Below are 24,942 nucleotides of genomic sequence, written 5' to 3' on the forward strand. Positions count from 1 at the left end.
CCCTACGGCGAGAGGTCGAAGGCATGTTCGCACCACGTGACCCCGACGAGTACCTGCTCCCCACGGAGCGTCGGGTCATCCGGGTTCGCCGGCACTGGAGCAGCCTGCTCTGGGATCTCCTGGAGGCGGCGGCACTGCTCGCCGGCGCCATGATGATCTCGTACCTGCTGCCCGAGAACCTGGGCGTGGTCCAGAACATCCTCTGGTACGCGGCACTGTTCGTGCTGCTCAGGCTGGCCTACTTCGTCATGGAGTGGTGGGTCGAGCGCATCGTCGTCACCGACAAGAGGTTCATGATCTCCTCGGGGGTCTTCGAGACCAAGGTGGCCATGATGCCGATCAGCAAGGTCACCGACCTGACCTACGAGCGCACCGTGCTCGGACGCATGTTCGGCTTCGGCACCCTGGTCGTGGAGTCGGCGGGCCAGATCCAGGCGCTCAACCGGATCGAGTTCCTGCCCAACCCCGAGGAGGTCTACGACGCCATCTCGGAGTTGACCTTCGGTGACAAGAAGGCGCAGGCCGAGCGCTTCTCGATGATCAAGGCGCAGCGGGCGGCGCGCGGGAAGAAGATGGTGCCGTAGGTCAGACTGGGCGGGTGCGAATCGACCTGCACACCCACTCGACCGAGTCCGACGGCACCGACACGCCCGCGGAGCTGGTGGCCGCCGCGGCGGCCACCGGGCTGTCCGCTGTCGCGCTGACCGACCACGACACCGCTGCCGGCTGGGCCGAGGCGGCCTCCGCGCTGCCCGCCGGCCTGCGGCTGGTGCGCGGCGCCGAGCTGTCGTGCGCGTCCGACAACGGTCGAGGCAGGGTCATCACCGTCCACCTGTTGGCCTACCTCTACGACCCGACTTCGCCCGCGCTGGTCGAGGAGCAGTTGCGACTGCGCTTCGAACGGCGTCAGCGGCTGCGCACGATGGCGCTCCGCATGGTCGAGGACGGGTTCCCGATCGACCCGGACGAGCTGATGGCGGCCATGCCCGCCGACGCGCCGGCCGGACGCCCCCACCTGGCCATGGCGCTGATCCGGGCCGGCGTGGTGAGCACGGTGGACGAGGCGTTCGCCCGCTACCTGACCGGCGGGCGGTACTACGTGCCGCGCACCGACACCCCGGTGGCGAGGGCCATCGAGATGATCACCGAGGCGGGCGGGGTGACGGTGCTCGCGCACCCGTTCGCCTCCTCGCGCGGGCCGATCGTGGCGGACCCGGTGCTGGCGGACCTGGCGGGCCTGGGCCTGGCCGGTGTCGAGGTGGACCACCCCGACCACGACGCACCGACGCGGGACCGGCTGCGCGGGCTCGCGAGGGATCTCGGGCTGCTCGTGACGGGGTCTTCGGACTACCACGGGACCAACAAAACCGTGCGGCTCGGTGCGGAGACCACATCGCCTGATGTGTTGGACGCGATCGCCGACCGCGCGACGGGCTGCAAGGTGCTGGTCGGTTAGGCCACCCGTGTGAAGAGTCATCGGCCGGTTGCAGGCAGTGCCGGCGCTGTCGGTCCCCCTCGGTAGCTTGTGCCCGTGCAGGAACAGTTGGGGTTCGACTTCGGCGCCATGCCGAAGAAGCTGGTGCGGGTGACGCCGGCGAAGCTCGCCACGTGGGCGGACTGCCCGCGCCGCTTCCGCATGGCCTACCTCGACCGGCCGACCCCGCCGCGCGGCGGGGCGTGGGCGCACAACACGCTGGGCGCGGTGGTGCACAACGTGCTGAAGGCGCTGTTCGACCTGCCCGAGGCCAAGCGCACGCCCGACCAGGCCGTGGCGCTGCTGCACCGCCAGTGGAAGAACGACGGGTTCCGCGACGCCGAGCAGGCCGCCGGGTACCGGGGGCGCGCGGAGGGCTGGCTGAGGGACTACGTGGGCGAGCTGGACACGTCCATCGAGCCGGTCGGCATCGAGCGCTGGGTGTCCGCGCCGACCTCGAAGATCGTCGCGGAGGGCCGGGTCGACCGCATCGACCTGCGGGACGGCGAGCTGGTCATCGTGGACTACAAGACCGGGCGGCACGCGCTGACCGTGGACGACGCCCGCGGCTCGCAGGCGCTGGCCTTGTACGCGCTCGCGGCCCGGCGTACCTTGCGCAAGCCGTGCCACCGGGTGGAGCTGCACCACCTGCCCACCGGCACGGTCGCGGTGTGGGAGCACACCGAGGAGAGCCTGGGGCGGCACGTGTCGCGGGCGGAGGAGTCGGCGGACGAGCTGGGCCTGGCCGGCGACACCCTCGCGGCCGGCGGCGACCCGGAGATCCTGTTCCCGCCGCGCACCGGCAGGCAGTGCACGTGGTGCGACTTCCGCCGAAGCTGCCCGGAGGGGCAGCAGGCGGCCCCGACACTCGATCCGTGGGCTCTGCTCGCGCCGTAGGGAGATTTGTGACGAAGGTGGAGACCGAGCCTCGGGTGCTGCGGGTCTGGCGCGGTGTGAGCGGCGCCGTGGCCGTGGGTCTCGTGCTGTTGGCTTTGGCCCTCATCGGCGTGCAGGTCTACGCCGGCACACGAGACCTGCCCGGTCCGGGCGTGGACGTCGTTCTCTGGCACGTGCTGGCCGCCGCGCTGGCGGTGGTGGCGCAGGTCTTCGCCGACCGCCGCAGCCGCTGGCCCGCCGTCGCGTGCGGCCTGGCCGTGCTGGTGGTCGGCGCGATCACGCTGTGGCTGTTCTGGTGGGCCTAGCGCCTCGGGCACGGAGCCGGGAGTCAAGCGGTGAGCCAGGCTCGCCAGGTGGGCAGCAGGGTGGCCAGCAGCGCGTCGGGCGCCTCGACGTTCGGGGAGTGCATGACGCCCTTGAGCACGGCGAAATCCGCGTCCAGGCGTTCGGCCATGTCCCGCTGGCTCGGGGCGGACCACGCGTCGTCCAACTCGCCGCACACCACCAGGCAGGGCACGCCCTTGGTGCGCAGCGTCCGCGCCAGCTTGGCCACCAGGTCCGGCTCGGTGCGCAGCGAGTCGCCCATGCCGAGCAGGCCCGCGGTCGTCGAGCGCAGGAAACGCTCCCGGTGGAAGTCCTTCAGCTCCTGCGGCATCCGCGCCCACAGCGGGTGCAGGGCCGCGCGCACCTCGTTGAGCCGCTGTGACGCCTCGATGCCCTGCTCGCGCAAGGTGACCTCGCCGTAGTCGAGCGCGGTGCGGCGGTCGCCGGGCGGGAGTTCGGACGGGCCGGACGCCAGCAGGGTCAGGCCGGTGACCGGCGCGCCCGCCAGCACCGCGCCCCGGGCCACCAGGCCGCCGTACGAGTGCCCGAGGAGCAGCACCCGCCGGCCGTCCGCCGCCAGTTTCCCCACCAGTTCGGCCAGCGCCGCGCCCAGCGGGGCCGGGCGGTAGTCGGACTCGGCGGTCGGGCCAGGTGACTCGTACTGGCCGGGCAGGTCGATCGCCACGACCTCCAGGCCCGCGTCCGCGATCGGGTCGAGCAGCGGCGCGAAGTCCTCTTTCGAGCCGGTGTAGCCCGGTACGAGCAGTGCGGTCGCGCCCAAGCCCGCGCCCGCGGCCGGCGCGCGCAGCGCCGCGACGGGCCCGTACCGGCCTGGCAGGTCCACGCGCTCCGCGCGGTGCGGACTGAGCTGCGAGTACACGTCTCGCAGTGTGCCGCACGAAGCGCGGACGCGCGTGGGCGAGTTACCGCAGTGCGACCAGCGTGTCGCCGCGCTGCTCCAGCACGACGGGCCCCTCGGTGGCCAGCTCCACGGGGCCGTCGTAGCCGCCCCGGTCGACCGGGATCCGGCCGACCTCCGCGCCGCTGACCTGGTCGACGACCTGCAACGCGCCCTCGACCGGGATCAGGGCGCGGCCTGCGAGCGTCGTGCCCGGACCCTTCGACGGGGTGGACCACAGCGGGTTGAGGTCGACCAGGGACAGCGCGACCGTGCGCGACCCGGTGAACCAGTAGACGGCGGCCGTGCTGGTCATGGTCGGCACCACCCGGCCGGGCGGGTCGCCGCGCAGCTCGTCGGCGGACACCTCGACCGGGTACTCCGCGACCAACCCGCCGGTCTCCGTGTCGAACACGATGAGCTTGTCCGGCACCGCCACCGCGACCCGGTTGCCGGTCACCGCGACCACCCGAGCGCCCTTCTCGCCGATGATCACACTGCTGATCACCTGTGGCTCGTCGGACTTCTCCGGGTTCGGCTTGAGCACCGTGATGCGGTCGGACGGGTCCTGGTCGTAGCAGCGCTCGATCACCGCCGCCTTGCCGCCGGTCACCGCGAACGACCCGTACCGGCAGCCCGGCCGGGGCTGCTTGCCCGAGTTCACGATGGCGCGCAGCGTGCCGTACTCCAGCGACCGCACGAGGTCGTCCCGCCGGTACACCTCGAAGTACGTCTCACCGGTGGCGAGCACGTGCGAGCCCTCGTTGAGCAGCCGGGTGTCCAGGGCGGCGTCGCCGTTGCGCTGCGGTCCGCGCTTGCCGGACGCCGCGTCCAGCGTGGTCAGCTCCGAGCAGTTGGTGTCCTTGCGGTACAGCGCGAACACCCTGCCCCACGCCGTGCTCACCGTGCACAGCGGCCAGTCCCGGCTGTACTTCCAGCGCACGTCGCCGGTCAGCGCGTCCCGGCCGGTGACCTCGCCGCCGTCGCCGGTCACCACCACCGAGTCGAGGCTCACCGGGGTCCGCGTGGCGTTGCTGGGCGCACGCCACACCTCGGCCAGCGTCGGCGGCAGCACGGTCACCGGCGGCAGCGCCGCGACCTGGCTGGGACCGGTCTGCGAGACGGTGTTGCGGGCGTCGCTGAACACCCACACCAGGATGCCCGCCACCAGCACCGCGACGGTGACGAGCGCGAGGGCGAGGTAGTCGCCCCTGGTCCGCCACGTGCGGACCGGGCCGACGGGTTCGTCGTCCCGCGCTTCGGAGCCGGGCTCCGCCAGGACGTCCTCGGTGTCGACGGCGGACTGCTGATCGGTCGCGGCGGCCTGCTGGTCGTCAGACTCCAGCACGACCTGACCGTTCGACTCCGCCTGTTCCGGCTGGCCCACTGCCCGGCTCCCGATGGGTTCGGTGATCTGTCCGGCCACATGCTGCCGCACGTGGCCGGTGATCCGTGTAAGGAGTCAGTCTGCCGACGGGAGTGCGTCGGCGGAACCTTCGGTTTCCGCGCCCGCACGGCGGCGACGACGCCTGCGGGGGCGTTCGGCGGAGTCCTCCGCGTCCGGCGCTTCGGCCTTGCGGCTGGGCGGGCGCTCGGTCTCGGGGGACGTCTCCGCCGGCTTGCGCCTGCGGGTGCGGGTCGTGCCCTCAGCCGTGCCGTCGGTGCCTTCGGCGGTGGCTTCGGTGGGCGCGTCCGCGGTCTTGCGCTTGCGGGTGCGGGTCGTGCCCTCGGCCGGCGCTTCGGCGGCCTCGGTGGACGACTCGCCAGACGACTCGGCGGGAGCGTCGGCGGCCTTGGCCCTCGACCTGCGCCTGCGGGGGCGTTCCGCACCGTCCGCCGCCGGAGTCTCGGCGGTGGCCTCGGACGAGTTCTCCGCGACCGGAGCGCCCTCGTCCGGGGTCACGCCGGCACGGCTGCGGCGACGTCGGCGCGGCTTGGCGCCGGTCTCCTCGGTCGTGCCGTCGGTGGCCGGGGGCCCGCCCTCGCCCGCGGACGAGCCACGGCGGCGACGGCTGCGCGTCTTGCGCTCGCCCTTCAGGTTCTCCTCCGGTTCGGCGCCCAGGCCGGCGCGGGTGCGCATGCCCATCGGCAGCCGTCCGGTGGAGCCCGCCGGGATGTCCAGTTCGGCGAACAGGTGGTCGGACGTCGAGTACGTCTCCACCGGCTCGGGCTTGCCCAGGTCGAGCGTGTCGCTGATCATCTTCCAGCGCGGCATCTCGTCCCAGTCCACCAGCGTGACGGCGACACCCGTGCGGCCCGCGCGGCCGGTGCGGCCGATCCGGTGCACGTAGGTCTTCTCGTCGTCCGGGCACTGGTAGTTGATGACGTGCGTGACGCCCTCGACGTCGATGCCGCGCGCGGCCACGTCCGTCGCCACCAGCACGTCGATCTTGCCGCTGCGGAACGCCCGCAGGGCCTGCTCGCGCGCGCCCTGGCCCAGGTCGCCGTGCACCGCCGCCGCCGCGAAGCCGCGTTCCACGAGTTCGTCCGCGACCTTCTGCGCGGTGCGCTTGGTGCGGGTGAAGATCATGGACAGGCCGCGCTCGCGGGCTTGCAGCGCGCGGGCCAGCAGCTCCGTCTTGTCCAGCGCGTGCGCGCGGTAGACGAACTGCTCGGTGCGCTCGTGGATCGCGTTGGCGTCGTTCTCCTCGGCCCGCACGTGCGTGGGCTGGTTGAGGAACGTGCGGGCCAGCGTGATGATCGGGCCCGGCATGGTCGCCGAGAACAGCATGGTCTGCCGCTCGTCGGGCACCATCCGCAGGATGCGCTCGATATCGGGCAGGAAGCCCAGGTCGAGCATCTCGTCGGCCTCGTCCAGCACCAGCCCGCGCACCTTGCCCAGCACCAGGTGGCGCTGCTCGGCCAGGTCCAGCAGCCGGCCCGGCGTGCCGACGACCACGTCGACGCCCTTGCGCAGGGCCGCGATCTGCGGCTCGTACGGCCGGCCGCCGTAGATGGCCAGCACGCGCACCCCGAGGTGCTTGGCCGCGTCGGTCAGGTCGTGCGTGACCTGGAGGCACAGCTCGCGGGTCGGGACGACGACCAGGGCCTGCGGCGTGCCGTCCCCCGGCACGGTGATGCGCTGGAGCAGCGGGATGCCGAAGCCCAGCGTCTTGCCCATGCCGGTGCGGGCCTGCCCGATGACGTCGTCACCGGCCAGCGCCAGCGGGAGCGTCAGCTCCTGGATGGCGAAGGTCCGCTCGATGCCCGCCTCGGCCAGCGCGCGGACGATCTCGGCGCGCACGCCGAGTTCGGCGAACGTGGGCGAGTCGGACAGGACCGGGGCGTCGGCCGCCAGCGGGTGGGAGGTGTCCTCTGCCGGGACACCCGCCTCGCTGTGCTCCAACGTCACCGGGTCCAGATGAGTCTCTTCGTTTGTCGCGGTCAGGATGATCGCCTCTCTCGTACCAGCGCGCACGGCCTGTACGGGCCGCTCGACCGCGCCGGACGCCTCTCGGCCGAGGGGGCGGCCGGGCGTGACGCGGGAGGGCCTGCGAGGTATGTGCGCGCACCCTCTCCTGGCGGCACGGTGCCGCCGTAAAACGCCGTCGGCACCGCTGCGGGCCCCTGCTGGGCCGCGCCGCGCCGGGCGTCGGAACGCAACTCTACCTCCCGACTAGGCCGTTCGTGCTGGAACGAGTGTGCGCGGTGCGGACTCGCGTGCCTGGGGTGTTGCCAAGGACACCCCGACTAGGCTCGCGGGCATGGGTGACGCGGAGGCGAGTCAGACGGCGGTGTCCGGCCAGGTGGCCGAAGGTGTGGTCGATCTGCTGGGCGCGCTGGCCTACGGCGAGCTGTCGGCGTTCGACCGGTTGGCGGAGGACGCGCGGACCGCGCCCACGCTGGCCGGGCGCGCCGACCTGTCCGCGATGGCGGCGGCCGAGATCGGGCACTACGCCCTGATCGAGCGCTACCTGGCCGACCACGGTCACTCGCTGGAGACGGCGATGCGCCCGTTCGTGGCGGGCTTCGACGCCTTCCACGCCTCCACCGCCCCGAAGTCGTGGCTGGAGTCCCTGGTCAAGGCCTACGTGGGCGACGGTCTGGCGGCGGATTTCTACCGCGAGGTGGCGCAGTGGCTGGACGAGCCGACCAAGGAGCTGGTGCTGGCGGTGCTCGCCGACACGGGTCACTCGGCGTTCGCCGAGCGCGAAGTCCGGGCCGGGTGCGAGGCCGACCCGAAGCTGAAGGACCGGCTCACGCTGTGGGGCCGCCGGCTGCTCGGCGAGGCGTTGACGCAGGCCCAGTACGTGGTGGCGGAGCGGGACGGGCTGGCCGAGCTGATCGTGCGCGGCTCCGGCGACCTCGCGGGCATCGCCGGGCTGTTCCGGCGGCTCCAGCAGAGCCACACGCGGCGCATGGCGGCGCTCGGGCTCGGCTAGGGTTGATTTCGACAGTTGTCTGACCGCCACCGCCGGCGGTCAACGCGTGTACGGAGGTCAGCGTGGAGGTCAGGGTCGGCATCGCGGACAGCCCGCGTGAGCTCGTGGTGTCGAGTTCACTCTCGCCCGACGAGGTGGAGACGCAGGTCGCGGACGCGCTCAAGGCGGGCAGCGGACACCTCACGCTGGTCGACCAGAAGGGCGCCCGTTACGTGGTGCCCGCGGCGCGCATCGCGTACGTGGAGATCGGTCCGAGCGACTCGCGCAGGGTCGGGTTCGTCACCGGAGATTGAGCTTCGAGCAAGAGGAGGGGCGTCCCACGAGTGAACCGCTCCCCAGAAGTTGGACTGGGAATCCAGTTCCGACTTCCGGGGAGCGGTTTGGTGCATCCACGAAGTTCGTTGTCCGAGGGGCAGCGGGAGTCCGCTGTCGGGTCGTTCGAGGCCGGGTATGGTCCGAAGGCTGTGGCAACCCGGTTGGGTGTGTCGCGGACCGCGGTGCGACGCTTGCATGATCGTTGGAGGTTGAGAGGCGCGGGAGCGCTGATGAACAATCCGGGCAAGCGGTCGTTCACGTTCGAGTTCAAGCTCGGGGTCGTGCGCCGGTTCGTGGCGGGTGAGGCGACCGCGGCCGAGCTGGCGCGCGAGCACGACCTGTCCTCGTCCAAGCTGGTCGAGAACTGGGTGCGGGCGTATCGGCGCGAGGGAGAGGAAGCGTTGCGCCCCAGGCGGAAAGGCCGGCCCGCGGCGCCACCGGCTTCGGAACCGGATGAGCTGGAACGGTTGCGGGCCGAGAACCTGCGGTTGTCCGCGAAGGTGGCCTACCTGGAAAAATTGCGGGCCTTGAGGGAGCAGGGGCGAGGGTGAAAACCCAGGTCATCGCCGCCCTCAAGGCCGACTACCCGCTGCCGGTGCTGCTGGCGGTCGCCGGCCTGGCCCGGTCGACGTTCTTCCATCACCAGGCCCGGCTCACGCGACCTGATCCGCAGGCCGGGCTCAAGACCGCGATCATCGAGGCGTTCGAGGCCGCCCGTGGCCGCTACGGGCATCGGCGGATCCACATCATGCTGATCCGTCAAGGCCGGCAGGTGGCCAAGAAGACCGTGCTCAAGCTGATGAACATCCTCGGCCTGGTCTGCGAGGTCCGGCGGCCACGCCGGTATCGGTCCTGGCTCGGGCAGACCGGCACGACCGCCGAGAACACGCTGAACCGCCAGTTCACCGCATCGGCGCCGGACACGAAGTGGGTCACCGACGTCACCGAGTTCCGCATCGGTGACCGCAAGCTCTACCTGTCCCCGATCATCGACCTGTTCGACCGATCCGTGATCGCTTACTCCTGTGGCCCGTCGCCAACGCTGGAGCTGACCAACTCTTCACTCCGCGAGGCGATCGCCACCCTGCCCGCCGGCACCTCGCCGCTGGTGCACTCCGACCAAGGGTTCCAGTACCAGCACGCCTCCTGGCGGAAACTGCTTGACGACGCGGGCCTGACCCAGTCGATGTCACGGCGGGCCAACTGCCTGGACAACTCCATAGCCGAGAACTTCTTCGGCCACCTCAAGGAAGAACTGTTCCACCACACCAAGTTCGACACCGTCACCGAGTTCACCACGGCGCTGGACGAGTACATCGACTGGTACAACACCACCCGCATCTCGACCACGCTCAAGGGCCTGAGCCCGGTCGAGTACCGAGCCCAGGCCCTCACGGCCTAACCTTCAGTTAGCCAGTCCAACTTCCGGGGACCAGTTCAGAGTGGGGCGCCCCTCCTGCTTTCTCCGCTCAGAACTGCTCGGCCGGCTCCGGCGCGGGCTGGATCGTGAAGGGCGGCGTGCTCGTGCCTGCCACGCGGTAACGCTGCCAAGGGTCCGGGTCGGTCAGCGAGCCGGTCGCGGAGCCGTCCGGGGTGCGCAGCAGCGCGGTCCGCGCACCGCTTTCCACCAGCTCGGTGACCTGCTCGTTCGCCACGACCCGGCCGTACCAGTGGTACCGCCCGTCGATGGGCTGGAAGTACCCGCGCAGTTCGACCTCCACCGGCACCTCGCGCTGGTCGAAGACCAGCACCGCCTCGCCGGTGTAGCCGTCCTCGTCGTGCCCGTGGTCCTCGGACATCACGCCTCCTCGCCGTTGACGAGCCGCAGTGGGATCGGCTCGGTGGTGAAATCGGTGGTCAGCGGCGCGTCCGGGTCGAGTTCGATGCCCGCGGAGCGGAGCAGGCCGTCGATGGCGTGCCAGATGATCGTGGTGAGGTAGTCGCTCAGGTTCGACCGCGTCATGGACTGGCGGTCCAGCCACCAGTCGCCGGCGTTCTGCACCATGCCGACGAGGGCGTGCGCCCACGGCTCGGCGCCGCCGGAGTCCATGTCGAACGCCCTCAGGTAGTCGCCCAGCAGCCGGGCCAGGGCGGCGGCGATGAGCTGCTTGTCCTCGTTGACGACGTCCTGCTCGACGGGGCGGTCGGTGAACGACTTGCGCACGACGAACCGGTAGAGGTTCGGGTTCTCCTCGATGACGGACAGGTAGGCGTCCACGATGCCCTTGATCCGGGCGCGGATCGGGCCCTCGTGGCTGATCGCCGGGACCATCTTGTCCATCAGCATCTCGGTGCCGCGGGTGCCGACCGCGAGGTACAGGTCGGACTTGTCGGCGAAGTGCCGGTACAGCACGGGTTTGCTCACGCCCGCCTCGGCGGCGATCTCGTCCATGCCGACCTCGGGGCCGTGGCGGGCCACCGCCCGGATGGTCGCCTCGACGAATTCCGCCCGGCGCGCCTCGCGGTGCCCCTTCCAGCGCTCCCGGCGTGCGTCCGTTCCGCCCTTGACAGTTCGAGCCATGTGACGCACGCTACCAGAAGTAACTGTTACCTCAAGTCACAGATATCCCTACCGGGGAGGGCCCGATGACGAGGACCTTGAAGGTCGCCGATCGCGAGAAGACCGCCGAGCGGCTGCTCAACTCCTCGGCGGACAAGTTCTACGACCCCGAGGTGGACATCGACTGGTCCGCGCCGCTGGTCGACGGGCTGCGGTACACCCCCGAGCACCGGTGCTCGCTCTACGGCACCGAGCTGTGGGACCGCATGACCCCGGAACAGCGGATCGACCTGTCGCGGCACGAGGTGGCCAGTGTCGCCAGCGTCGGTTTGTGGTTCGAGATCCTGCTGATGCAGATGCTGCTCAAGGAGGTGTACCGGTCCGACCCGACGACCAAGCACGCGCAGTACGCGCTGACCGAGGTCGCGGACGAGTGCCGGCACTCCACCATGTTCGCCCGGATGGTGGAGCGGATCGGCTGCCCGCCCTACGGACCCCGCAAGTACACCTACCACCTGGGCAAACTGCTCCCGGTGATCGGCTACGGCCCCGCGCTGTACGGCTCGATCCTGGTCGCCGAGGAGATCCTGGACCGGTTGCAGCGCGAGACCATGGCGGACGAGACCGTGCAGCCGCTGGTGCGCATGGTCAACCGCATCCACGTGCTGGAGGAGGCCCGGCACGTGCGGTTCGCGCGGGAGGAGGTCCAGCGCGGCATGGAGACGCTGACCAGGAAGGAACTGCCGTACCAGCGCTGGCTGATCGCCACGACGTCCATGTTCATCACCCGGTCGATCATCAACCCGGACGTGTACGCGGCCGTCGGCCTGGACAAGGACGCGGCGCACAAGGCAGCGCTGGGCAACCCGCACTGGCAGGAGACGATCCGCTGGTCCGGTGAGCGGATCATGAAGTTCCTGGACGAGGCCGGTCTGGTCGGGAAGCCGGGGATGCGCGCATGGCGCCGCTCGTTCCTGCTCGGGTGACCGCTCCGGTGACCGCTCGGACGAGTGCGCCGTGGGAACCGGACCACCGGTTCGTGACCTCGGACGGAACGGCGCTGCACGTGCTGGACGACGGGCCGCGCGACGCGCCGGTGACGACCGTGCTGGTCCACGGTTGGACGCTGGACCACACGTCGTGGGACCTGGTGGCCCCGGCACTGCCCGGTCGGGTGCTCCGCTACGACCACCGCGGCCACGGCGGGTCCGCGGCGTCGTCGGCGGACGGCTCGTCCATCGCGCGGTGCGCGGACGACCTGGCCGAGCTGCTCGCGGCACGGGTGCCCACCGGGCGCATCGTGTTCGCCGGGCACTCGATGGGCGGCATGACGCTCATGGCGCTGGCCGAGCAGCACCCCTCGGTGTTGCCGCGGGTCGCCGGGATCGTTCTGGTCAACACCTCTTCGGGTGATCTGTCCGGGACGACCCTCGGGCTGCCGGGCGCGTTGGGGCGGGCGTTCGTGGCCGGTGAGGCCGCGTCCAACCGGCGGCTCGCCAAGCTCCGGCGGGCGCAGCTCCTGAAACGGACCGAGGTGCTGCGGCCGGGGCTGCGCTGGCTGCTGTTCGGCAAGCGGCCGTCGTGGTCGCACGTCGCTTCGGCGGCGGCCATGGTCGGGCGGTGCAACCCGGTGGCCATGGTGGCGTTCCGGGGATCTCTCGACGAACACGACCGGGTGAAGGCGTTGAAGGAGTTCGCCGGCATCCCGACCGTCGTGCTGGCGGGCGGGTCGGACCGGCTGACCCCCGTGCGGCACGCGCGGGTCCTCGCGGACGAGCTGCCGCACGCGGAACTGGTGATCTACCCGGGGGCGGGCCACATGCTGCCGCTGGAGAGATCCGCAGAGGTCACAGCACACATCGCCGCGCTGCTGTGAACGGTCGGCGGGGCCACTTCAAGAGGTGGTCCCGCCGTGTTCATCGAGTCCGCTGTAGGTGGAGCAGCGGCCATTCAATGCTGCAACGGGAAGCCTCCGCCGATGCCTCGCCAGGCGAGGTTGGAGATGAGGGCTACCGCGTCTTCCTTGCTGACCTTGCGGTCATCCGCCAGCCACGCGCGGGCCGTCACCTGGCTCAGCCCGACGAGGCCCACGGCGAGCAAGCGCGCCCGGTGCTCGTCCAGGCCCGTGTCGGCGGTGATCGTGTCCGTGATCGCGTCCACGCTGTCGGTGGTCGCCCGCTCCACGGCCTGCGCCACGGCGGGCTCACCCCGCAGGTCGGACTCGAAGACCATGCGGAACGCCTGGCCCTCGCCGTCCACGAAGTCGTAGAACGCCCCGACCGTCGCCTTGACGCGCTGCTTGTTGTCCGTCGTGGAAGCCAGCGCCCGGCGCACGCGGTTCACCAGCTCGTCCACGTGGGACTCCAGCAGCGCCATGTACAGCTCCAGCTTGCCGGGGAAGTGCTGGTACAGCACCGGCTTGCTCACGCCCGCGCGTTCGGCGATCTCGTCCATCGCGGCGGCGTGGTAACCGTTGGTCACGAACACGTCCTGCGCCGCGGCCAGCAACTGGGCACGCCGAGCGGTGCGTGGGAGTCGGACTCCTCGTCCCGCGCCGCCGTTGTGCCCGACCGTGGTCTGGGCCGTCTCCGTCATGGTGCCTCCAGCCAACCTGTGCATCGCGGAACCGGGCAAGGGGTTGCCCCGCCGGCTCGTCGGCAACCTTACTCGCTGGTAGCAGCGTTCCGGCAAAGCTTCTCGTTTCACGGGACGTCCGAGAAGGCATCCTGGAATGGTGACCGACACCCTGGAGGCGAGCAGACCCGCCATCACCCATGTGCCCCTGTCCGCCGCGCCGCTACCTCCGCTGGACACAACGATCCAGCCGTGGCCTGGTGACTACGTCGAGGTGGCCGGCCATACGATCCACGTCCGGCGCACCCCCGGCCCCACCGCGTCGACCGCCGTCTACGTGCACGGACTGGGTGGCTCGTCGACCAACTGGACCGATCTCGCGGCCCAGTTGTCCGGGCACGTCGACGGGCACGCGGTGGACCTGCCGGGGTTCGGGCGGTCGGAGCCGATCCCGGGCTACACGTTCAGCATGGCCACGCACGCCGAGGTCGTCACCGGGTTCGTGGAGTCGCTCGGCGTCGGTCCCGTGCACCTGTTCGGCAATTCCATGGGCGGCGCGATCGCGCTGATGGTGGCCTCCTCGCGGCCCGACCTGGTGCGGACGCTGACGCTGGTGTCGCCGGCGGTGCCGGACCTGCGGCCCAGCCTGCGCCGGGTGTCCGACCCGCGGCTGCCGCTGGCGTTCCTGCCCGTCGTTGGCGCGCGGGTGCGGCAGAAGCTGGCGGAGGTCACGCCGCACGAGCGCGCCCAGCAGATGTTGCGGCTGTGCTTCGCGGACCCGTCGCTGGTGCCGGACTGCCGGATCGACCAGTCGGTGGAGGAGTACACGGAGCGGTCCGCCCAGCCGTGGGCCGGGATGGCGCTGGGGCGCAGCACGGTCGAGCTGATCCGCACGTGGCTGGTGCCGCGGTCGAAGTCGATGTGGCTGCTGCCGCCACGGGTGACCTCGCCCACCCTGGTCGTCTGGGGCACGGAGGACCGGCTGGTCAGCGTGCGGAAGGCGCCCCGGATCGCGCGGCTGCTGCCGCGCGGTCGGCTGCTGGTGCTGCCGCGGACCGGGCACGTGGCCCAGATGGAGCGGCCGGTGTCGGTGGCGCGGGCCGTGCTCGGCATGTGGGAGTCGGGCGACACCTGGTAGATCGGTTCAGGTGCGCTCACCTGGTCGGGGCCGCGACGCGGAGCACCAGAGTCCACTGGATGGGCGGCGTTGTGGCACTCTGGTCGCCGTGAACCGGACATCACAGGGTGGGCGTGAGACGGCGCCCGCCTCGGGTGCCCGACCACCTGATGACCGCTACCGCCGGGGCTCCCGCCGGACCGGGGCCGAGCCGCTGACCGCGTCCTGGGAACCGGCCGGCCGGCACCGCCGCAGCCGTCGTCGGGGGCTGAAGGGCCTGGTCGCGAACTACGGGTGGCGCATCTACGCCGTGCCCGTGCTGCTGGTGCTGACGGCGCTGGTGGTCCTCGACACGGCCACGCCCACGCGGATCGGCTCGGTGGGCGAGGAGGTCTCCGCCCCGCCGTCGACGTCGACCCCGGCGGGCCCGCCGGCCGCCAGCGAGACGCCGCCCGCGAAGGTGGACCTGGTCAACATCCCCACGGCCGTGCTGCCGGACGGGCCGAAGTTCTCCGAGCAGGGCACCGGGACGTGGCAGGTCATCCCCGGCACCACCGGGCAGGTGGGGCAGGGCAGGCTTTACAAGTACCTGGTCGCCGTGGAGGACGGGGTCGAGGCGGCGGACTACGGCGGTGACCGGGAGGCGTTCGCCCGGACCGTGGACGGGATCCTGGCGGACACCCGCAGTTGGATCGGCACCGGTCAGGTGGCCATGCAGCGGGTGGAGGGCGGTCAGGTCGACTTCACGGTGAGCCTCACCACCACCGGCACCACGCACGGCATCTGCGGGTTCCAGATCCAGTACGAGACTTCCTGCTGGCACTCGCCCACCAAGCGGGTCGTGATCAACACGGCCCGGTGGGTGCGCGGGGCCAAGGTGTTCAGCAACGATCTGTCCACTTACCGTGCCTATGCGATCAACCATGAGGTCGGGCACGCGCTGAGGAACCCGCACGAGGGGTGCAAGGAGAACGGTCAGCCTGCCCCGGTGATGATGCAGCAGACGTTCGGGGTGGCCAATGACTACGTCGCCCAGTTGAACGAGGTGGATTCGTCCAACCGGGGCATTGTGGCCGCGGACGGCAAGGTCTGCACACCCAACGCCTTCCCCGTCGCGCCTCGGTAGGTTTTCGGCGGTCTGCGGCATCCTGGGACGGCAGAGTGCTTCGTGTCCACGCACTGGGACGGCTTCCCATCCGGGAAGACGGTGGAGCAGGCTGGTGTTGTCCGTCGGTACAGGACAGGTTTCGTCGAGGAGGATCAGATGGCGCTTCCGCCGCTCGTGGAGCCCGCAGCGGAGCTGACCAAGGAAGAAGTCGCGCGGTACAGCCGGCACCTGATCATCCCGGATGTCGGGGTTGACGGGCAGAAGCGGCTGAAGAACGCGAAGGTCCTGGTGGTCGGCGCGGGTGGGCTGGGGTCGCCGGCGTTGCTGTACCTCGCGGCGGCCGGGGTCGGCACGCTCGGGGTTGTCGACTTCGACATCGTGGACGAGTCGAACCTCCAGCGGCAGGTCATCCACGGGCAGTCGGACATCGGGAAGCCGAAGGCCGAGTCCGCCCGCGACTCGGTGGCCGAGATCAACCCGTTCGTGAAGGTGGTGCTGCACCAGACCCACCTGAACTCGGAGAACGTGCTCGACATCTTCCGCGATTACGACCTGATCCTGGACGGCACGGACAACTTCGCCACCAGGTACCTGGTCAACGACGCGGCGGTGCTGCTCGGCAAGCCCTACGTCTGGGGTTCGATCTTCCGGTTCGAGGGCCAGGTCAGCGTGTTCTGGGAGGACGCGCCGGACGGCCAGGGCCTGAACTACCGCGACCTCTACCCCGAGCCCCCGCCGCCCGGCATGGTCCCCTCGTGCGCCGAGGGCGGCGTGCTGGGCGTGCTGTGCGCGTCGATCGGCTCGATCATGGTCACCGAGGCGATCAAGCTGCTCACCGGCATCGGCGAGACGCTGCTGGGCCGCCTGATGGTCTACGACGCCCTGGAGATGTCCTACCGGACGATCAAGATCCGCAAGGACCCGGCGAGCGTCAAGATCACCGAGCTGATCGACTACGAGGCGTTCTGCGGCGTGGTGTCCGACGACGCCCAGCAGGCGGCGGCCGGCAACACGATCACGCCGTTGGAGCTGAAGCAGAAGCAGGACAGCGGCGAGGACTTCCTGCTGGTGGACGTGCGCGAGCCGCACGAGTTCGAGATCGTGCGGATCCCCGGGTCCGTGCTGATCCCGAAGGACCGGATCCTGTCCGGTGAGGCGTTCGCCGAGTTGCCGCAGGACAAGCAGGTCGTGCTGCACTGCAAGTCGGGCGCGCGGTCGGCGGAGGCGCTCGCCGCACTGCACCGGGCGGGCTTCAAGGACGCCGTGCACGTCGGCGGTGGAGTCCTGGCCTGGGCCCGCGAAGTAGACCAAAGCTTGCCGACTTACTGAATTGAATGGCGCCGCCTCCGGCGTCGCGGGCGAGGCCGCCGGCAAGTCGGCCTCGCCGCCGTGTGGGCGACGCGTGGCGGTTCGTAACCGCAATACTGCGGTTACGCCGAATAGGTGTACACCACGCGGTGGGGTTCCGAGGTCCACCACCTGCGGCGCTTGTGCAGGTAGCGTGCCGGCGTGACCCCATCTCCGGAGCCGCCACCGTCGCACGTGCGGGCCGCGTTCGGCGCGCGTGACGCCGAACCGGAGCTGATCGACGCCGGTCCGGTGTGGCGGTGTGGCGACGCGGCGATCCGGCCGGCCGGCAAGCCCGCCGAGGCGACGTGGGTCGCCAAGACGCTCGACGTGCTGGACGTCGACAACCTGCGGATCGGCAGACCCCTGCGGTCCACGGACGGGCGGTACGTGGTCGGGGGGTGGGCGGCCACCAAGTACCTGTCCGGGCGGGCCGAGCCCCGGCACGACGAGATCGTGGAAGTCGCCGTCAAGCTGCACGAGGCGACGAAGGACCTGCCCAAGCCCCGGTTCCTGGACGCCCGCTCGGACGTGTTCGCGGTCGCCGACAGGTGCGCGTGGGACGAGGAGAAGGCCGAGCTGGCCGCCGAGCTGGGCGGTCGGCTGTTCGAGCTGCTCAGCGCCTACCGCAAGCCGCTGGCGCTCAAGCCGCAGGTCGTGCACGGCGACCTGTTCGGGAACGTGCTGTTCGCCGGTGACGCGGCCCCGGCCATCATCGACTTCGTCCCGTTCTGGCGGCCGGGCGAGTACGGCGCGGCGATCGTCGTCGTGGACGCCATGTCCTGGGGTGGCGCGGACCACGGCCTGCTCCAGCGGTGGGCCCACCTGGCGGAGTGGCCGCAGGTGGTGTTGCGCGCGACGCTCTTCCGCCTCGCGGTGCACGCGCTGCACCCGATGTCGAGCCCGCAGTCCCTGGTGGGGCTGGAGCGGACGGCGACGAAGGTGCTCGAACTGCTCTGACCTCACGCTTGCCCCGAGCGTGCTGAGTGGGCAAGTTCGCGTGGACGAAACACGGTGCGGCGCGGCGTTAACAGCCCCTTTCTACCGTCGGCCCCGTGACCGACACCCATTGCCCGTACTGCGCCTTGCAGTGCGCGATGTCCCTGACCGACGGCAAGGTGTCGCCGCGGGAGTTCCCGACCAACCGCGGCGGCCTGTGCCAGAAGGGCTGGACGTCCGCCGAGCTGCTGTCCTCGCCCGCCCGGCTCACCTCGCCGCTGGTCCGCCGGGACGGTGCGCTGCGCCCGGCGCAGTGGGACGAGGCGCTCGACGTCGTCGCCGACAAGCTGCGGGACCTGCGTGACTCGCACGGCCCGGACGCGGTCGCCGTGTTCGGCGGCGGTGGCCTGACGAACGAGAAGTCGTACCTGCTCGGCAAGTTCGCGCGAGTGGCGTTGGGGACGTCCCAGATCGACTACAACGGCCGGTTCTGCATGTCGAGCGCGGCGGCGGCCGGGTTGCGGGCGTTCGGGCTCGACCACAGGCATCGGCCCAAGTGCGGAAGGTCGCCGCCGCTCTTTCGCGCCGGGTGGGTCCGGTCGCCATCGGCTACGCCGCCACGGCGTCCCCGCGCATCTCGGACGTGGTCGCGGCGACGCCGGGGCGGGTGGCGGTGGCGTCCTGGCTGCTGGCTCCCGGTCTCTTCCACCGCGCCGTGGCCCGGTCGGGCGCCGATGTCGTGGCGGCTCCCATCGGCGCGCATCCGCGAGTCGTGGAGGCCGTTCTGCTGCGTTACTACGAGGCGCGTCGCTTCCAGGACGTGGCCTGAGGACGGCGGAATAGTTGAAACGTCAACTAGGTTATCGGGACTGAGCGACCCCGAACCCCTCGGAGGTCCCGCCGAAGGAGGCAGCGATGCCCGCCGTGACCGCAGACACCCTGACCCTGCCGAGGCTGCCCGAACTGCCGGCAGCCACCACCGCGTGGCGTCCGGTGCGCAAGGTGGTCCAGGCGCGGAAGTCCCTCGAAGGCGAGGGCTTCCAGGTCCGCCGCCCGTTCCCCGGCGTCGACCTCGCGCTGGCCGACCCCTTCCTGCTGCTCGACCACATGGGTGCGGTCGAGTACGGGCCGGGTGAGGCGAAGGGCGCGCCGTGGCACCCGCACCGGGGCTTCGAGACCGTCACCTACATGATCGACGGCGCGTTCGAGCACCAGGACTCCACCGGGGGCGGCGGGCTGATCAAGGACGGCGCGACCCAGTGGATGACGGCCGGCAGCGGCGTGCTCCACAGCGAACTGCCGCCGCAGGACCTCGTGGCCAAGGGCGGTCTGTTCCACGGCGTGCAGTTGTGGGTCAACCTGCCCAAGGCCGCCAAGTGGACGCCGCCGCGCTACCAGGACATCAAGGCCCACGACACCAAGCTGCTCTCCAGCGACGACGGCGGCGCGCTGGTGAGGGTGATCGCGGGCGACGTGGCCGGCTACCAGGGGCCGGGCATGACGTATACGCCGATCACGTACCTGCACGCGACCGTCGCACCCGGCGCGCGCCTGGCGTTCCCGTGGCCGGAGGACTTCAACGCGATGGTGTACGTGCTGTCCGGACGGGGCGTGGTGGGCGCGGAGCAGCGTCCGCTCGAAGAAGGCCAACTCGCCGTATTCGGGCACGGCAAGGCGCTGACCATGCAGGCCGCCACCGAATGGGACGTGCTCGTGCTCGGCGGTCTGCCGCTGAACGAGCCCGTCGCACGCTACGGGCCGTTCGTGATGAACACCCGCCAAGAGATCCTCGACGCCATCGAGGACTTCCAAGCCGGGCGACTGGGTGGGACGCACGTCCCGCACGTCGGCTCGGCGGACGAGGAGCTGTAAGTGACCGACATCCGCGAACTGCTGGACCGCGGCCGGGAATTCCGCGCCGCGGGCGACCCGAGCAGCGCCGCGCGGTTCCTCACCGAGGCCGCGTCGCACGCCCCCGGTGACCGGACCGTCCTGACCGAACTCGCGCTGGCGCACTTCCAGTCCGCCGCGTTGGGCAAGGCCGAGGGCGTGCTGAGGGAACTGGTCGACCTCGACCCGTCCGACGGCTACACCCGGCTGCTGCTCGGTCGCACGCTCAGCCGGCAGAGCAGGCACGAGGAGGCGTTGCCGCAACTGCGGCTCGCCGCCGCGCTGACCCGTGACCCGGAGGTCGGGACCGAGCTGGCCCGCGTGACGCGGCGGGTCACCACAGACCGGGCGGCTCGTCCTCTTTCTCCTTGACCGCCTCTTCCCAGCGGTACGTGCGCAGGTCGACCTTGCCGTTGTCGGCCACCACGCCTTCCTCGCGCAGCAGTTGCAACTGCTCGTCGGCGATGTGCGGCGCGCACGTGCCGTTGGCCCGCAGTACCCGGTGCCACGGCAGGTCGTGCCCGTCCTGGTTCAGGACCTGGCCGACCAGTCGGGGCGACGGGGCGCGGGACAGGTCCGCCACGTCCCCGTAGGTGGCGACCCGGCCGCGGGGGATCGACCGCACGGTGTCGCGGACCATCTCGTGCAACTGTTCATCCACCCCGCACAGCTTTCCATGCGGTGACCCCGGTGGCCGGAACGGGTCGGGAGTCCCGGACCGGCCACCGGAAGGGCACGTCAGCCGGTGTAGCCGGCCACGATCTTGGTGAAGTCGTAGGTGCCCTGGTTGGTGCCGCTGCAATCGCTGCCGGAGCCGCCGCAGTTGCCCTTGTCCCGGTTGGTGGCCCAGAACGTGAAGCGCCCCAGGTGTTTCGTCGTGGACCAGTCGCGGATGGCGAGGAACTGCGCGGTGGTCACGGTTTCCCCGGTGTCGGTGATCCCGTTCATGGACGACAGGCCGCTGCGCCGGTACGCGGCGTCGTCGGTCAGCCCGAACGTGGTCTTGACGTGGTTCTTCAGCCCGTCCACGGCGGACTTGGTGCCCGCCACCAGATCGCTCGGCCCGCCGAAGTTGAACGGCATCACCGCCCACACGTCGACCGGCGCGGCGAGTTCCTTGGAGCGGGTGATCAGCCGGAGGCCCCAGGTGTTCGGCCCGGACCGGTTGGTGGGGAAGGTGACCACGGTCTTGAGGTCGGGGTTGTTCTGCTTGACGATCTTCAGCGCGCCGAGCACGCGGTCCTGCACGGCCGCGTTCTCGAACTCGGCGGCCTCGATGTCGATGTCGATCGCCTTGAGCTGGTAGGCGGTGATCACCTTCTGGTACGCGTCGGCGAGTGCGGTCGCCGACGAGCAGTGCTGGCCGAGCTTGCGGCCGGACCAGCCGCCGAACGACGGGATGACGTCCCCGCCGGCCGCGCGGATGTTCCGGATGAGCGTGGCATCGGCGCCGGTGAGGGGACGGGTGCCGTCCCACGCGGGGTTGCACCCGCCGTCCGAGAGGATGAACGCCAGCGTGAACGCCTTCACGCCGGTCTGGTTCATGACCGTCACGGGGTTGGGTTTCGCACCCCACTGGTAGAGGTACGGGGAGTTCAGGACGGTGTCCGGGGCGGCCTGGGCGGCCGGTGCCAGGGCCATCGCCGCGACGCCCGCCGTGAGCACGATCATCAACCGTCGCAAGGGTTTCATCGTTCCTCCGCACAACCAGGGGAGCCCGCGCGGGCGACGGAGTTCGCGTGGCTCGGTGGTCCCAAAGTGGCCTAGACCACTTCTCTTTGTCAAGAAGGTGTACGAATTCCACGGCTGAGGGCCTTCTCAGGGCGCCGCCGGCTTTGTCGGTGCCCCGTGGTTCCATCGGCACATGGCAGTGCACAGAGCGCCGATGCTGGTGCGCCGGGTGCGGGAGGAGCGCCCCCGGCGTGTCTGGAGCGTGCCCGCGCGGGCGGTGTTCGACCACGCGGGCGGGCCGCTGCGGGTGCTGGGCGGTCCGGGCACGGGCAAGACGACGCTGCTCGCCGAGGTGGTGGCGGACCGGGTGCTGCGCGGCGGGGCGCACCCGGAGAGCGTGCTGGTGCTGACGCCGAACCGGCGGGCGGCGGTGGCCATGCGCGCGCACATCACCCGGCTGCTGACCGGCTCCGCCGAGGGCGAGGTGCTGCCGACGACGCAGGAGCCGCTGGTCCGCACCGTGCACTCGTACGCGTTCGCGGTGCTGCGCGCCCAGGCGGTGCGGGCGGGGGAGCCGACACCCCGGCTGCTGTCCGGGCCCGAGCAGGACGCGGTGGTGCGCGAGCTGCTGGCGGGCGACGTGGGCATGGGCGCGCGGAAGTGGCCGGAGCGCCTGCGGCCCGCCCTGCCGCTGCCCGGCTTCGCCCAAGAGCTGCGCGACCTGCTGCTGCGGGCGACGGAACGCGGGCTGGCCCCGGAAGACCTGGTCGAGCTGGGGCGGGCGCAGGGCCGTGACGAGTGGGTCGCGGCCGGCCTGTTCGGCGAGCAGTACGAGCAGGTCAACCTGCTGTCCGGGGCGGGGCAGGGGGTGGCGCCGTCGTTCGACGCCGCGGAGCTGGTGGGCAGCGCCCTGCTGGCGTTCGAGACCGAGCCGGACGTCCTGCACGCCGAACGCCTCCGGGTGCGCCACCTCCTGGTGGACGACGCCCAGCACCTGGACCCGTTGCAGCACGCGCTGATCTCCCGGCTGGGCGCCGCCGCGCACGAGTTCGTCCTCGCCGGCGACCCGGACCAGGCGGTGTTCTCGTTCCGCGGCGCGGACCCGGTGCTGCTGTCCGCCGCGGAAGGCCCGACCGTGGTGTTGCGCGAAGGCCACCGGATGGCGCCGGAGATCCGTGCGGCGGTGGGCCGGCTGGCCGGTCGCCTGCCGGGCGCGTCGCCGGCCCGCGAGGTGGCTCCGGCGGCCGGCGTCGGCAACGTCCAGGTGCGGCTGTTCGCGTCCGGCGCGCAGGAGGCGAGCTGGGTGGCGGACCAGTTGCGCCGCGCGCACCTGATCGACGAGGTGCCGTGGTCGGAGATGGCGGTGGTGGCCCGCTCCGCGACCCGGTCGCTGCCGGTGCTGCAACGGGCGCTGCTGGCCGCGGGCGTGCCCGTGGCCGTCCCGACCGACGAGATCCCGTTGGCCCGGCAACCCGCGGTCGCCCCGTTCCTGGCGCTGCTGAGGTGCGCCGCGTCGCCCGGCACCCTGGACGAGGACACCGCGGCGATGCTGTTGGCGTCCCCGCTGGGCGGTGCGGACCCGCTGGCCCTGCGGCGGCTGCGGCGAGGCCTGCGCCGGCTGGAGATGGCCGCCGGCGGCGACCGGCCGAGCGGCGAACTCCTGGTCGAGGTGATCGAGTCCGACGATCGCCTGGCCGCCCTGGAGGACGCCGAAGCCCAGCCCGCGCGGCGGATCGCGGGCCTGCTGCGCAAGGCGCGCAAGGGGATCGCCGAAGGGCAGAGCGTGGAACAGGTCCTCTGGGACCTCTGGCAGACCACCGGCCTGGAGAACCGCTGGGTCGCGCAATCCGCCCGGCACGGCACCGTGGGCATGCAGGCCGACCGGGACCTGGACGCGATCGTCGGCCTGTTCGAGGCAGCGGCGAAGTACGTCGACCGCCTCCCCGGCGCGGGCGCGGACGGCTTCGCGGACTACCTCGCCGCGCAGCAGATCGTCGGCGACACCCTGGCCGCGTCCGCGCCGGTGGGTGACGCGGTGACCGTGCTGACCGCCCACGCGGCGGCCGGGCGCGAGTGGACCGTGGTGGCCGTGCCCGGCGTGCAGGAGGGCAGTTGGCCGGACCTCCGCCTGCGCGGCTCGCTGCTGGGCGTGGAACGCATGGTCGACGTCGTGTCGGGGGTCGGCGAGCAGGTGTCGGCCATCGCGCCGCTGCTCGCCGAGGAGCGCAGGCTGCTGCTGGTGGCCGCCAGCCGGGCGAGACGGACCCTGCTGGTGAGCGCCGTCCGCGGCGAGGACGAACAGCCGTCCCGCTTCCTGGACGAGTTGGAGGAGCTGTCCACCGACGAGCCGGAGCGCCCGACCTTCACCCCCGAACGGGGCCTGGTCCTGGCGGAACTGGTGGGCGAGCTGCGCCGGGTGGTCTGCTCGGACGACGAGCCGGCGGACCGCCGCACCCGTGCGGCGGCCCAACTGGCGAGACTCGCGGCCGAAGGAGTCCCCGGAGCCCACCCGGACTCCTGGTACGGCTTGGCGCCCGTGACGTCCACCGATCCGCTGTGGACCGAGGAACACACGGTGAGCGTGTCCCCGTCCACGGTGGAGGTCCTGGCGAAGTGCCCGCTCCGCTGGGTGGTGGAACGCCACGGCGGCCAGGACCCGGCGGAGCTGGCGTCCATCACGGGCACGCTCGTCCACGCCTTGGCCCAGGCGGCGGCGACGGGAGCGGACGAGAAGGAGCTGCGGGTCAGACTGGCCGAGGCCTGGTCGGCCGTGGACGCCGGCGCGCCCTGGTTCTCCCGCCGGGAACGCCAACGCGTGGAACGGATGCTGGACACGTTCCTGAGCTGGCTGGCCGCCAGCCGGAGCCAGTTGACGCAGGTGGCCGTGGAACAGGAGATCGCGGTCGAGGTCCCCAAAGTGGATGGCGGCCCCTGGCTGCGCGTGAAAGGCCGGGTGGACCGCCTCGAAACGGACCGCGAAGGCCGTCCGGTGGTGATCGACCTGAAAACCGGCAAGTCGCCGGTGACCAGGGAAGAGGCCCGCCAACACCCCCAGTTGGCGGTCTACCAGTTGGCGTCGGCCCTGGGCGGCTTCACCCACCTCGGCCTGGGCACCGACCCCGGCGGCGCCCGCCTGCTCTACGTGGCGAAGGAGAACAGGAAGACCGGCGCGACCGAACTGGAACAGGCCCCGCTCGACGAGCAAGGCGTACGGGTGTGGCTGGAGGCAGTGCAGGCAGCCGCCAACTCCAGCGTGGGCCCGACCTACACCGCCACCGAAACCGCCGACTGCGACCGCTGCCCAGCCCGCACCACCTGCCCGGTCCACGCCTCAGGCAGGCAGGTGAGCCACTAACCGGTCCGCCCACCCACACCGTCGGACCGTGCAGCCGCCCCGCTTCGGCCCCGTCCAAACCCCAAGCCGCCCTCTCTCCGACTCCGCCGGCCCCACTTCCCGGGAATTGGCGTCAGCCGCCGGTCTCTGACACAGTCGTGGGCCGCTGAGA

General features: G+C 71.4%; 26 protein-coding genes and 2 pseudogenes. 20 read left to right on the plus strand and 8 right to left on the minus strand.

The genetic code is table 11. The annotated features are described in order from the left end of the window. Positions 1–23: 23 nt before the first annotated feature. The 4 genes from ACQPZF_RS04870 to ACQPZF_RS04885 all read left to right on the plus strand — a co-directional run bounded on the left by ACQPZF_RS04870 (position 24) and on the right by ACQPZF_RS04885 (position 2,676). Positions 24–584: a PH domain-containing protein gene (locus ACQPZF_RS04870; RefSeq protein ID WP_433268697.1), complete on the plus strand. Its 561-nt coding sequence runs from the start codon at positions 24–26 to the stop codon at positions 582–584. A 14-nt stretch (positions 585–598) separates the two neighbouring features. After that, positions 599–1,456 (plus strand): PHP domain-containing protein, encoded by an 858-nt coding sequence (locus ACQPZF_RS04875; protein WP_433268699.1) that lies wholly within the window; start codon positions 599–601, stop codon positions 1,454–1,456. Between the two features lie 75 nt (positions 1,457–1,531). Next, positions 1,532–2,371 carry a RecB family exonuclease gene (locus ACQPZF_RS04880; RefSeq protein WP_433268701.1) on the plus strand — a complete coding sequence of 280 codons (840 nt, stop codon included), beginning with the start codon at positions 1,532–1,534 and terminating at the stop codon, positions 2,369–2,371. 8 nt (positions 2,372–2,379) lie between these two features. Next, positions 2,380–2,676 carry a hypothetical protein gene (locus tag ACQPZF_RS04885; protein ID WP_433268703.1) on the plus strand — a complete coding sequence of 99 codons (297 nt, stop codon included), beginning with the start codon at positions 2,380–2,382 and terminating at the stop codon, positions 2,674–2,676. A 23-nt stretch (positions 2,677–2,699) separates the two neighbouring features. Here ACQPZF_RS04885 and ACQPZF_RS04890 read toward each other — a convergent pair whose 3' ends face one another. The 3 genes from ACQPZF_RS04890 to ACQPZF_RS04900 form a co-directional block, all read right to left on the minus strand. After that, the gene (locus ACQPZF_RS04890; RefSeq protein ID WP_433268705.1) at positions 2,700–3,575 is read right to left on the minus strand and encodes an alpha/beta fold hydrolase; all 876 of its coding nucleotides are present in this window, start codon (positions 3,573–3,575) and stop codon (positions 2,700–2,702) included. Positions 3,576–3,618: 43 nt separating this feature from the next. Further along, positions 3,619–4,941 (minus strand): Rv3212 family protein, encoded by a 1,323-nt coding sequence (locus ACQPZF_RS04895; protein ID WP_433268707.1) that lies wholly within the window; start codon positions 4,939–4,941, stop codon positions 3,619–3,621. Between the two features lie 114 nt (positions 4,942–5,055). After that, positions 5,056–6,945, minus strand: a complete 1,890-nt coding sequence (locus ACQPZF_RS04900; protein WP_433268709.1) for a DEAD/DEAH box helicase — start codon at positions 6,943–6,945, stop codon at positions 5,056–5,058. Positions 6,946–7,297: 352 nt separating this feature from the next. Here ACQPZF_RS04900 and ACQPZF_RS04905 point away from each other — a divergent pair, with 352 nt between their 5' ends. From ACQPZF_RS04905 to ACQPZF_RS04925, 5 genes and pseudogenes are all read left to right on the plus strand, one after another. Next, a complete protein-coding gene (locus tag ACQPZF_RS04905) occupies positions 7,298–7,975 on the plus strand; it encodes a ferritin-like fold-containing protein (protein WP_433268711.1) in 678 nt (225 codons plus the stop codon). A 62-nt stretch (positions 7,976–8,037) separates the two neighbouring features. Further along, positions 8,038–8,268, plus strand: coding sequence for a DUF3107 domain-containing protein (locus ACQPZF_RS04910; RefSeq protein ID WP_433268713.1), 231 nt, complete (start codon positions 8,038–8,040; stop codon positions 8,266–8,268). A gap of 90 nt (positions 8,269–8,358) precedes the next feature. After that, a pseudogene (locus ACQPZF_RS04915) lies at positions 8,359–8,499 on the plus strand (helix-turn-helix domain-containing protein); the annotation flags it as partial. 21 nt (positions 8,500–8,520) lie between these two features. Next, on the plus strand, positions 8,521–8,841 hold the full coding sequence (locus ACQPZF_RS04920) for a transposase (RefSeq protein WP_433274416.1): 321 nt from the start codon (positions 8,521–8,523) through the stop codon (positions 8,839–8,841). Continuing rightward, positions 8,838–9,692: an IS3 family transposase gene (locus ACQPZF_RS04925; protein WP_433267953.1), complete on the plus strand. Its 855-nt coding sequence runs from the start codon at positions 8,838–8,840 to the stop codon at positions 9,690–9,692. The genes ACQPZF_RS04920 and ACQPZF_RS04925 overlap by 4 nt, the downstream gene beginning before the upstream one ends. Before the next feature lie 67 nt (positions 9,693–9,759). Here ACQPZF_RS04925 and ACQPZF_RS04930 read toward each other — a convergent pair whose 3' ends face one another. Further along, complete coding sequence (locus ACQPZF_RS04930; RefSeq protein ID WP_433268715.1) at positions 9,760–10,089, minus strand: DUF4873 domain-containing protein; 330 nt, start codon at positions 10,087–10,089, stop codon at positions 9,760–9,762. After that, a complete protein-coding gene (locus ACQPZF_RS04935; RefSeq protein WP_433268717.1) occupies positions 10,089–10,811 on the minus strand; it encodes a TetR/AcrR family transcriptional regulator in 723 nt (240 codons plus the stop codon). Before ACQPZF_RS04935 ends, ACQPZF_RS04930 begins: the two co-directional genes overlap by 1 nt. 65 nt (positions 10,812–10,876) lie before the next feature. Between ACQPZF_RS04935 and ACQPZF_RS04940 the strand changes: the two genes are divergently transcribed. Then, a complete protein-coding gene (locus tag ACQPZF_RS04940) occupies positions 10,877–11,776 on the plus strand; it encodes an AurF N-oxygenase family protein (protein ID WP_433268719.1) in 900 nt (299 codons plus the stop codon). Then, positions 11,749–12,666 (plus strand): alpha/beta fold hydrolase, encoded by a 918-nt coding sequence (locus ACQPZF_RS04945; protein WP_433268721.1) that lies wholly within the window; start codon positions 11,749–11,751, stop codon positions 12,664–12,666. The genes ACQPZF_RS04940 and ACQPZF_RS04945 overlap by 28 nt, the downstream gene beginning before the upstream one ends. Before the next feature lie 74 nt (positions 12,667–12,740). Here ACQPZF_RS04945 and ACQPZF_RS04950 read toward each other — a convergent pair whose 3' ends face one another. Next, the gene (locus ACQPZF_RS04950; RefSeq protein ID WP_433268723.1) at positions 12,741–13,385 is read right to left on the minus strand and encodes a TetR/AcrR family transcriptional regulator; all 645 of its coding nucleotides are present in this window, start codon (positions 13,383–13,385) and stop codon (positions 12,741–12,743) included. Positions 13,386–13,521: 136 nt separating this feature from the next. Between ACQPZF_RS04950 and ACQPZF_RS04955 the strand changes: the two genes are divergently transcribed. The 8 genes and pseudogenes from ACQPZF_RS04955 (at position 13,522) to ACQPZF_RS04990 (ending at position 20,137) form a co-directional block, all read left to right on the plus strand. Then, positions 13,522–14,502, plus strand: coding sequence for an alpha/beta fold hydrolase (locus ACQPZF_RS04955; protein ID WP_433268725.1), 981 nt, complete (start codon positions 13,522–13,524; stop codon positions 14,500–14,502). 88 nt (positions 14,503–14,590) lie between these two features. After that, positions 14,591–15,607, plus strand: a complete 1,017-nt coding sequence (locus ACQPZF_RS04960) for a DUF3152 domain-containing protein (RefSeq protein WP_433268727.1) — start codon at positions 14,591–14,593, stop codon at positions 15,605–15,607. A gap of 138 nt (positions 15,608–15,745) precedes the next feature. After that, complete coding sequence (moeZ, locus tag ACQPZF_RS04965; RefSeq protein WP_433268729.1) at positions 15,746–16,918, plus strand: adenylyltransferase/sulfurtransferase MoeZ; 1,173 nt, start codon at positions 15,746–15,748, stop codon at positions 16,916–16,918. Between the two features lie 180 nt (positions 16,919–17,098). Then, positions 17,099–17,896 (plus strand): TIGR02569 family protein, encoded by a 798-nt coding sequence (locus ACQPZF_RS04970; RefSeq protein ID WP_433268731.1) that lies wholly within the window; start codon positions 17,099–17,101, stop codon positions 17,894–17,896. A gap of 95 nt (positions 17,897–17,991) precedes the next feature. Next, a pseudogene (locus ACQPZF_RS04975) lies at positions 17,992–18,414 on the plus strand (molybdopterin oxidoreductase family protein); the annotation flags it as partial. Positions 18,415–18,431: 17 nt separating this feature from the next. Then, positions 18,432–18,704, plus strand: coding sequence for a sirohydrochlorin chelatase (locus ACQPZF_RS04980; RefSeq protein WP_433275000.1), 273 nt, complete (start codon positions 18,432–18,434; stop codon positions 18,702–18,704). A gap of 86 nt (positions 18,705–18,790) precedes the next feature. Beyond that, on the plus strand, positions 18,791–19,747 hold the full coding sequence (locus ACQPZF_RS04985) for a pirin family protein (RefSeq protein ID WP_433268733.1): 957 nt from the start codon (positions 18,791–18,793) through the stop codon (positions 19,745–19,747). Further along, positions 19,748–20,137 carry a tetratricopeptide repeat protein gene (locus ACQPZF_RS04990; protein WP_433268735.1) on the plus strand — a complete coding sequence of 130 codons (390 nt, stop codon included), beginning with the start codon at positions 19,748–19,750 and terminating at the stop codon, positions 20,135–20,137. Here ACQPZF_RS04990 and ACQPZF_RS04995 read toward each other — a convergent pair. After that, on the minus strand, positions 20,100–20,426 hold the full coding sequence (locus ACQPZF_RS04995) for an MGMT family protein (protein ID WP_433268737.1): 327 nt from the start codon (positions 20,424–20,426) through the stop codon (positions 20,100–20,102). The two genes, ACQPZF_RS04990 and ACQPZF_RS04995, sit on opposite strands and share 38 nt — an antisense overlap. 77 nt (positions 20,427–20,503) lie before the next feature. Beyond that, a complete protein-coding gene (locus ACQPZF_RS05000) occupies positions 20,504–21,457 on the minus strand; it encodes a chitinase (RefSeq protein ID WP_433268739.1) in 954 nt (317 codons plus the stop codon). A 172-nt stretch (positions 21,458–21,629) separates the two neighbouring features. Between ACQPZF_RS05000 and ACQPZF_RS05005 the strand changes: the two genes are divergently transcribed. Continuing rightward, the gene (locus ACQPZF_RS05005; protein ID WP_433268741.1) at positions 21,630–24,791 is read left to right on the plus strand and encodes an ATP-dependent helicase; all 3,162 of its coding nucleotides are present in this window, start codon (positions 21,630–21,632) and stop codon (positions 24,789–24,791) included. Positions 24,792–24,942: the final 151 nt, after the last annotated feature.

It is taken from the genome of Actinosynnema sp. CS-041913 (assembly GCF_050942485.1).
Lineage (GTDB): Bacteria > Actinomycetota > Actinomycetes > Mycobacteriales > Pseudonocardiaceae > Actinosynnema.

What these genes read in the sequence shown, in the direction of transcription:
- ACQPZF_RS04870 (WP_433268697.1), top strand. Translation starts at nt 24, where the DNA reads ATGTTCGCACCACGTGACCCCGACGAGTACCTGCTCCCCACGGAGCGT.
- ACQPZF_RS04905 (WP_433268711.1), top strand. Translation starts at nt 7,298, where the DNA reads ATGGGTGACGCGGAGGCGAGTCAGACGGCGGTGTCCGGCCAGGTGGCC.
- ACQPZF_RS04920 (WP_433274416.1), top strand. Translation starts at nt 8,521, where the DNA reads ATGAACAATCCGGGCAAGCGGTCGTTCACGTTCGAGTTCAAGCTCGGG.
- ACQPZF_RS04930 (WP_433268715.1), bottom strand. Translation starts at nt 10,089, where the DNA reads ATGTCCGAGGACCACGGGCACGACGAGGACGGCTACACCGGCGAGGCG.
- ACQPZF_RS04935 (WP_433268717.1), bottom strand. Translation starts at nt 10,811, where the DNA reads ATGGCTCGAACTGTCAAGGGCGGAACGGACGCACGCCGGGAGCGCTGG.
- ACQPZF_RS04940 (WP_433268719.1), top strand. Translation starts at nt 10,877, where the DNA reads ATGACGAGGACCTTGAAGGTCGCCGATCGCGAGAAGACCGCCGAGCGG.
- ACQPZF_RS04945 (WP_433268721.1), top strand. Translation starts at nt 11,749, where the DNA reads ATGGCGCCGCTCGTTCCTGCTCGGGTGACCGCTCCGGTGACCGCTCGG.
- ACQPZF_RS04950 (WP_433268723.1), bottom strand. Translation starts at nt 13,385, where the DNA reads ATGACGGAGACGGCCCAGACCACGGTCGGGCACAACGGCGGCGCGGGA.
- ACQPZF_RS04955 (WP_433268725.1), top strand. Translation starts at nt 13,522, where the DNA reads ATGGTGACCGACACCCTGGAGGCGAGCAGACCCGCCATCACCCATGTG.
- moeZ (WP_433268729.1), top strand. Translation starts at nt 15,746, where the DNA reads ATGGCGCTTCCGCCGCTCGTGGAGCCCGCAGCGGAGCTGACCAAGGAA.
- ACQPZF_RS04985 (WP_433268733.1), top strand. Translation starts at nt 18,791, where the DNA reads ATGCCCGCCGTGACCGCAGACACCCTGACCCTGCCGAGGCTGCCCGAA.
- ACQPZF_RS05000 (WP_433268739.1), bottom strand. Translation starts at nt 21,457, where the DNA reads ATGAAACCCTTGCGACGGTTGATGATCGTGCTCACGGCGGGCGTCGCG.
- ACQPZF_RS05005 (WP_433268741.1), top strand. Translation starts at nt 21,630, where the DNA reads ATGGCAGTGCACAGAGCGCCGATGCTGGTGCGCCGGGTGCGGGAGGAG.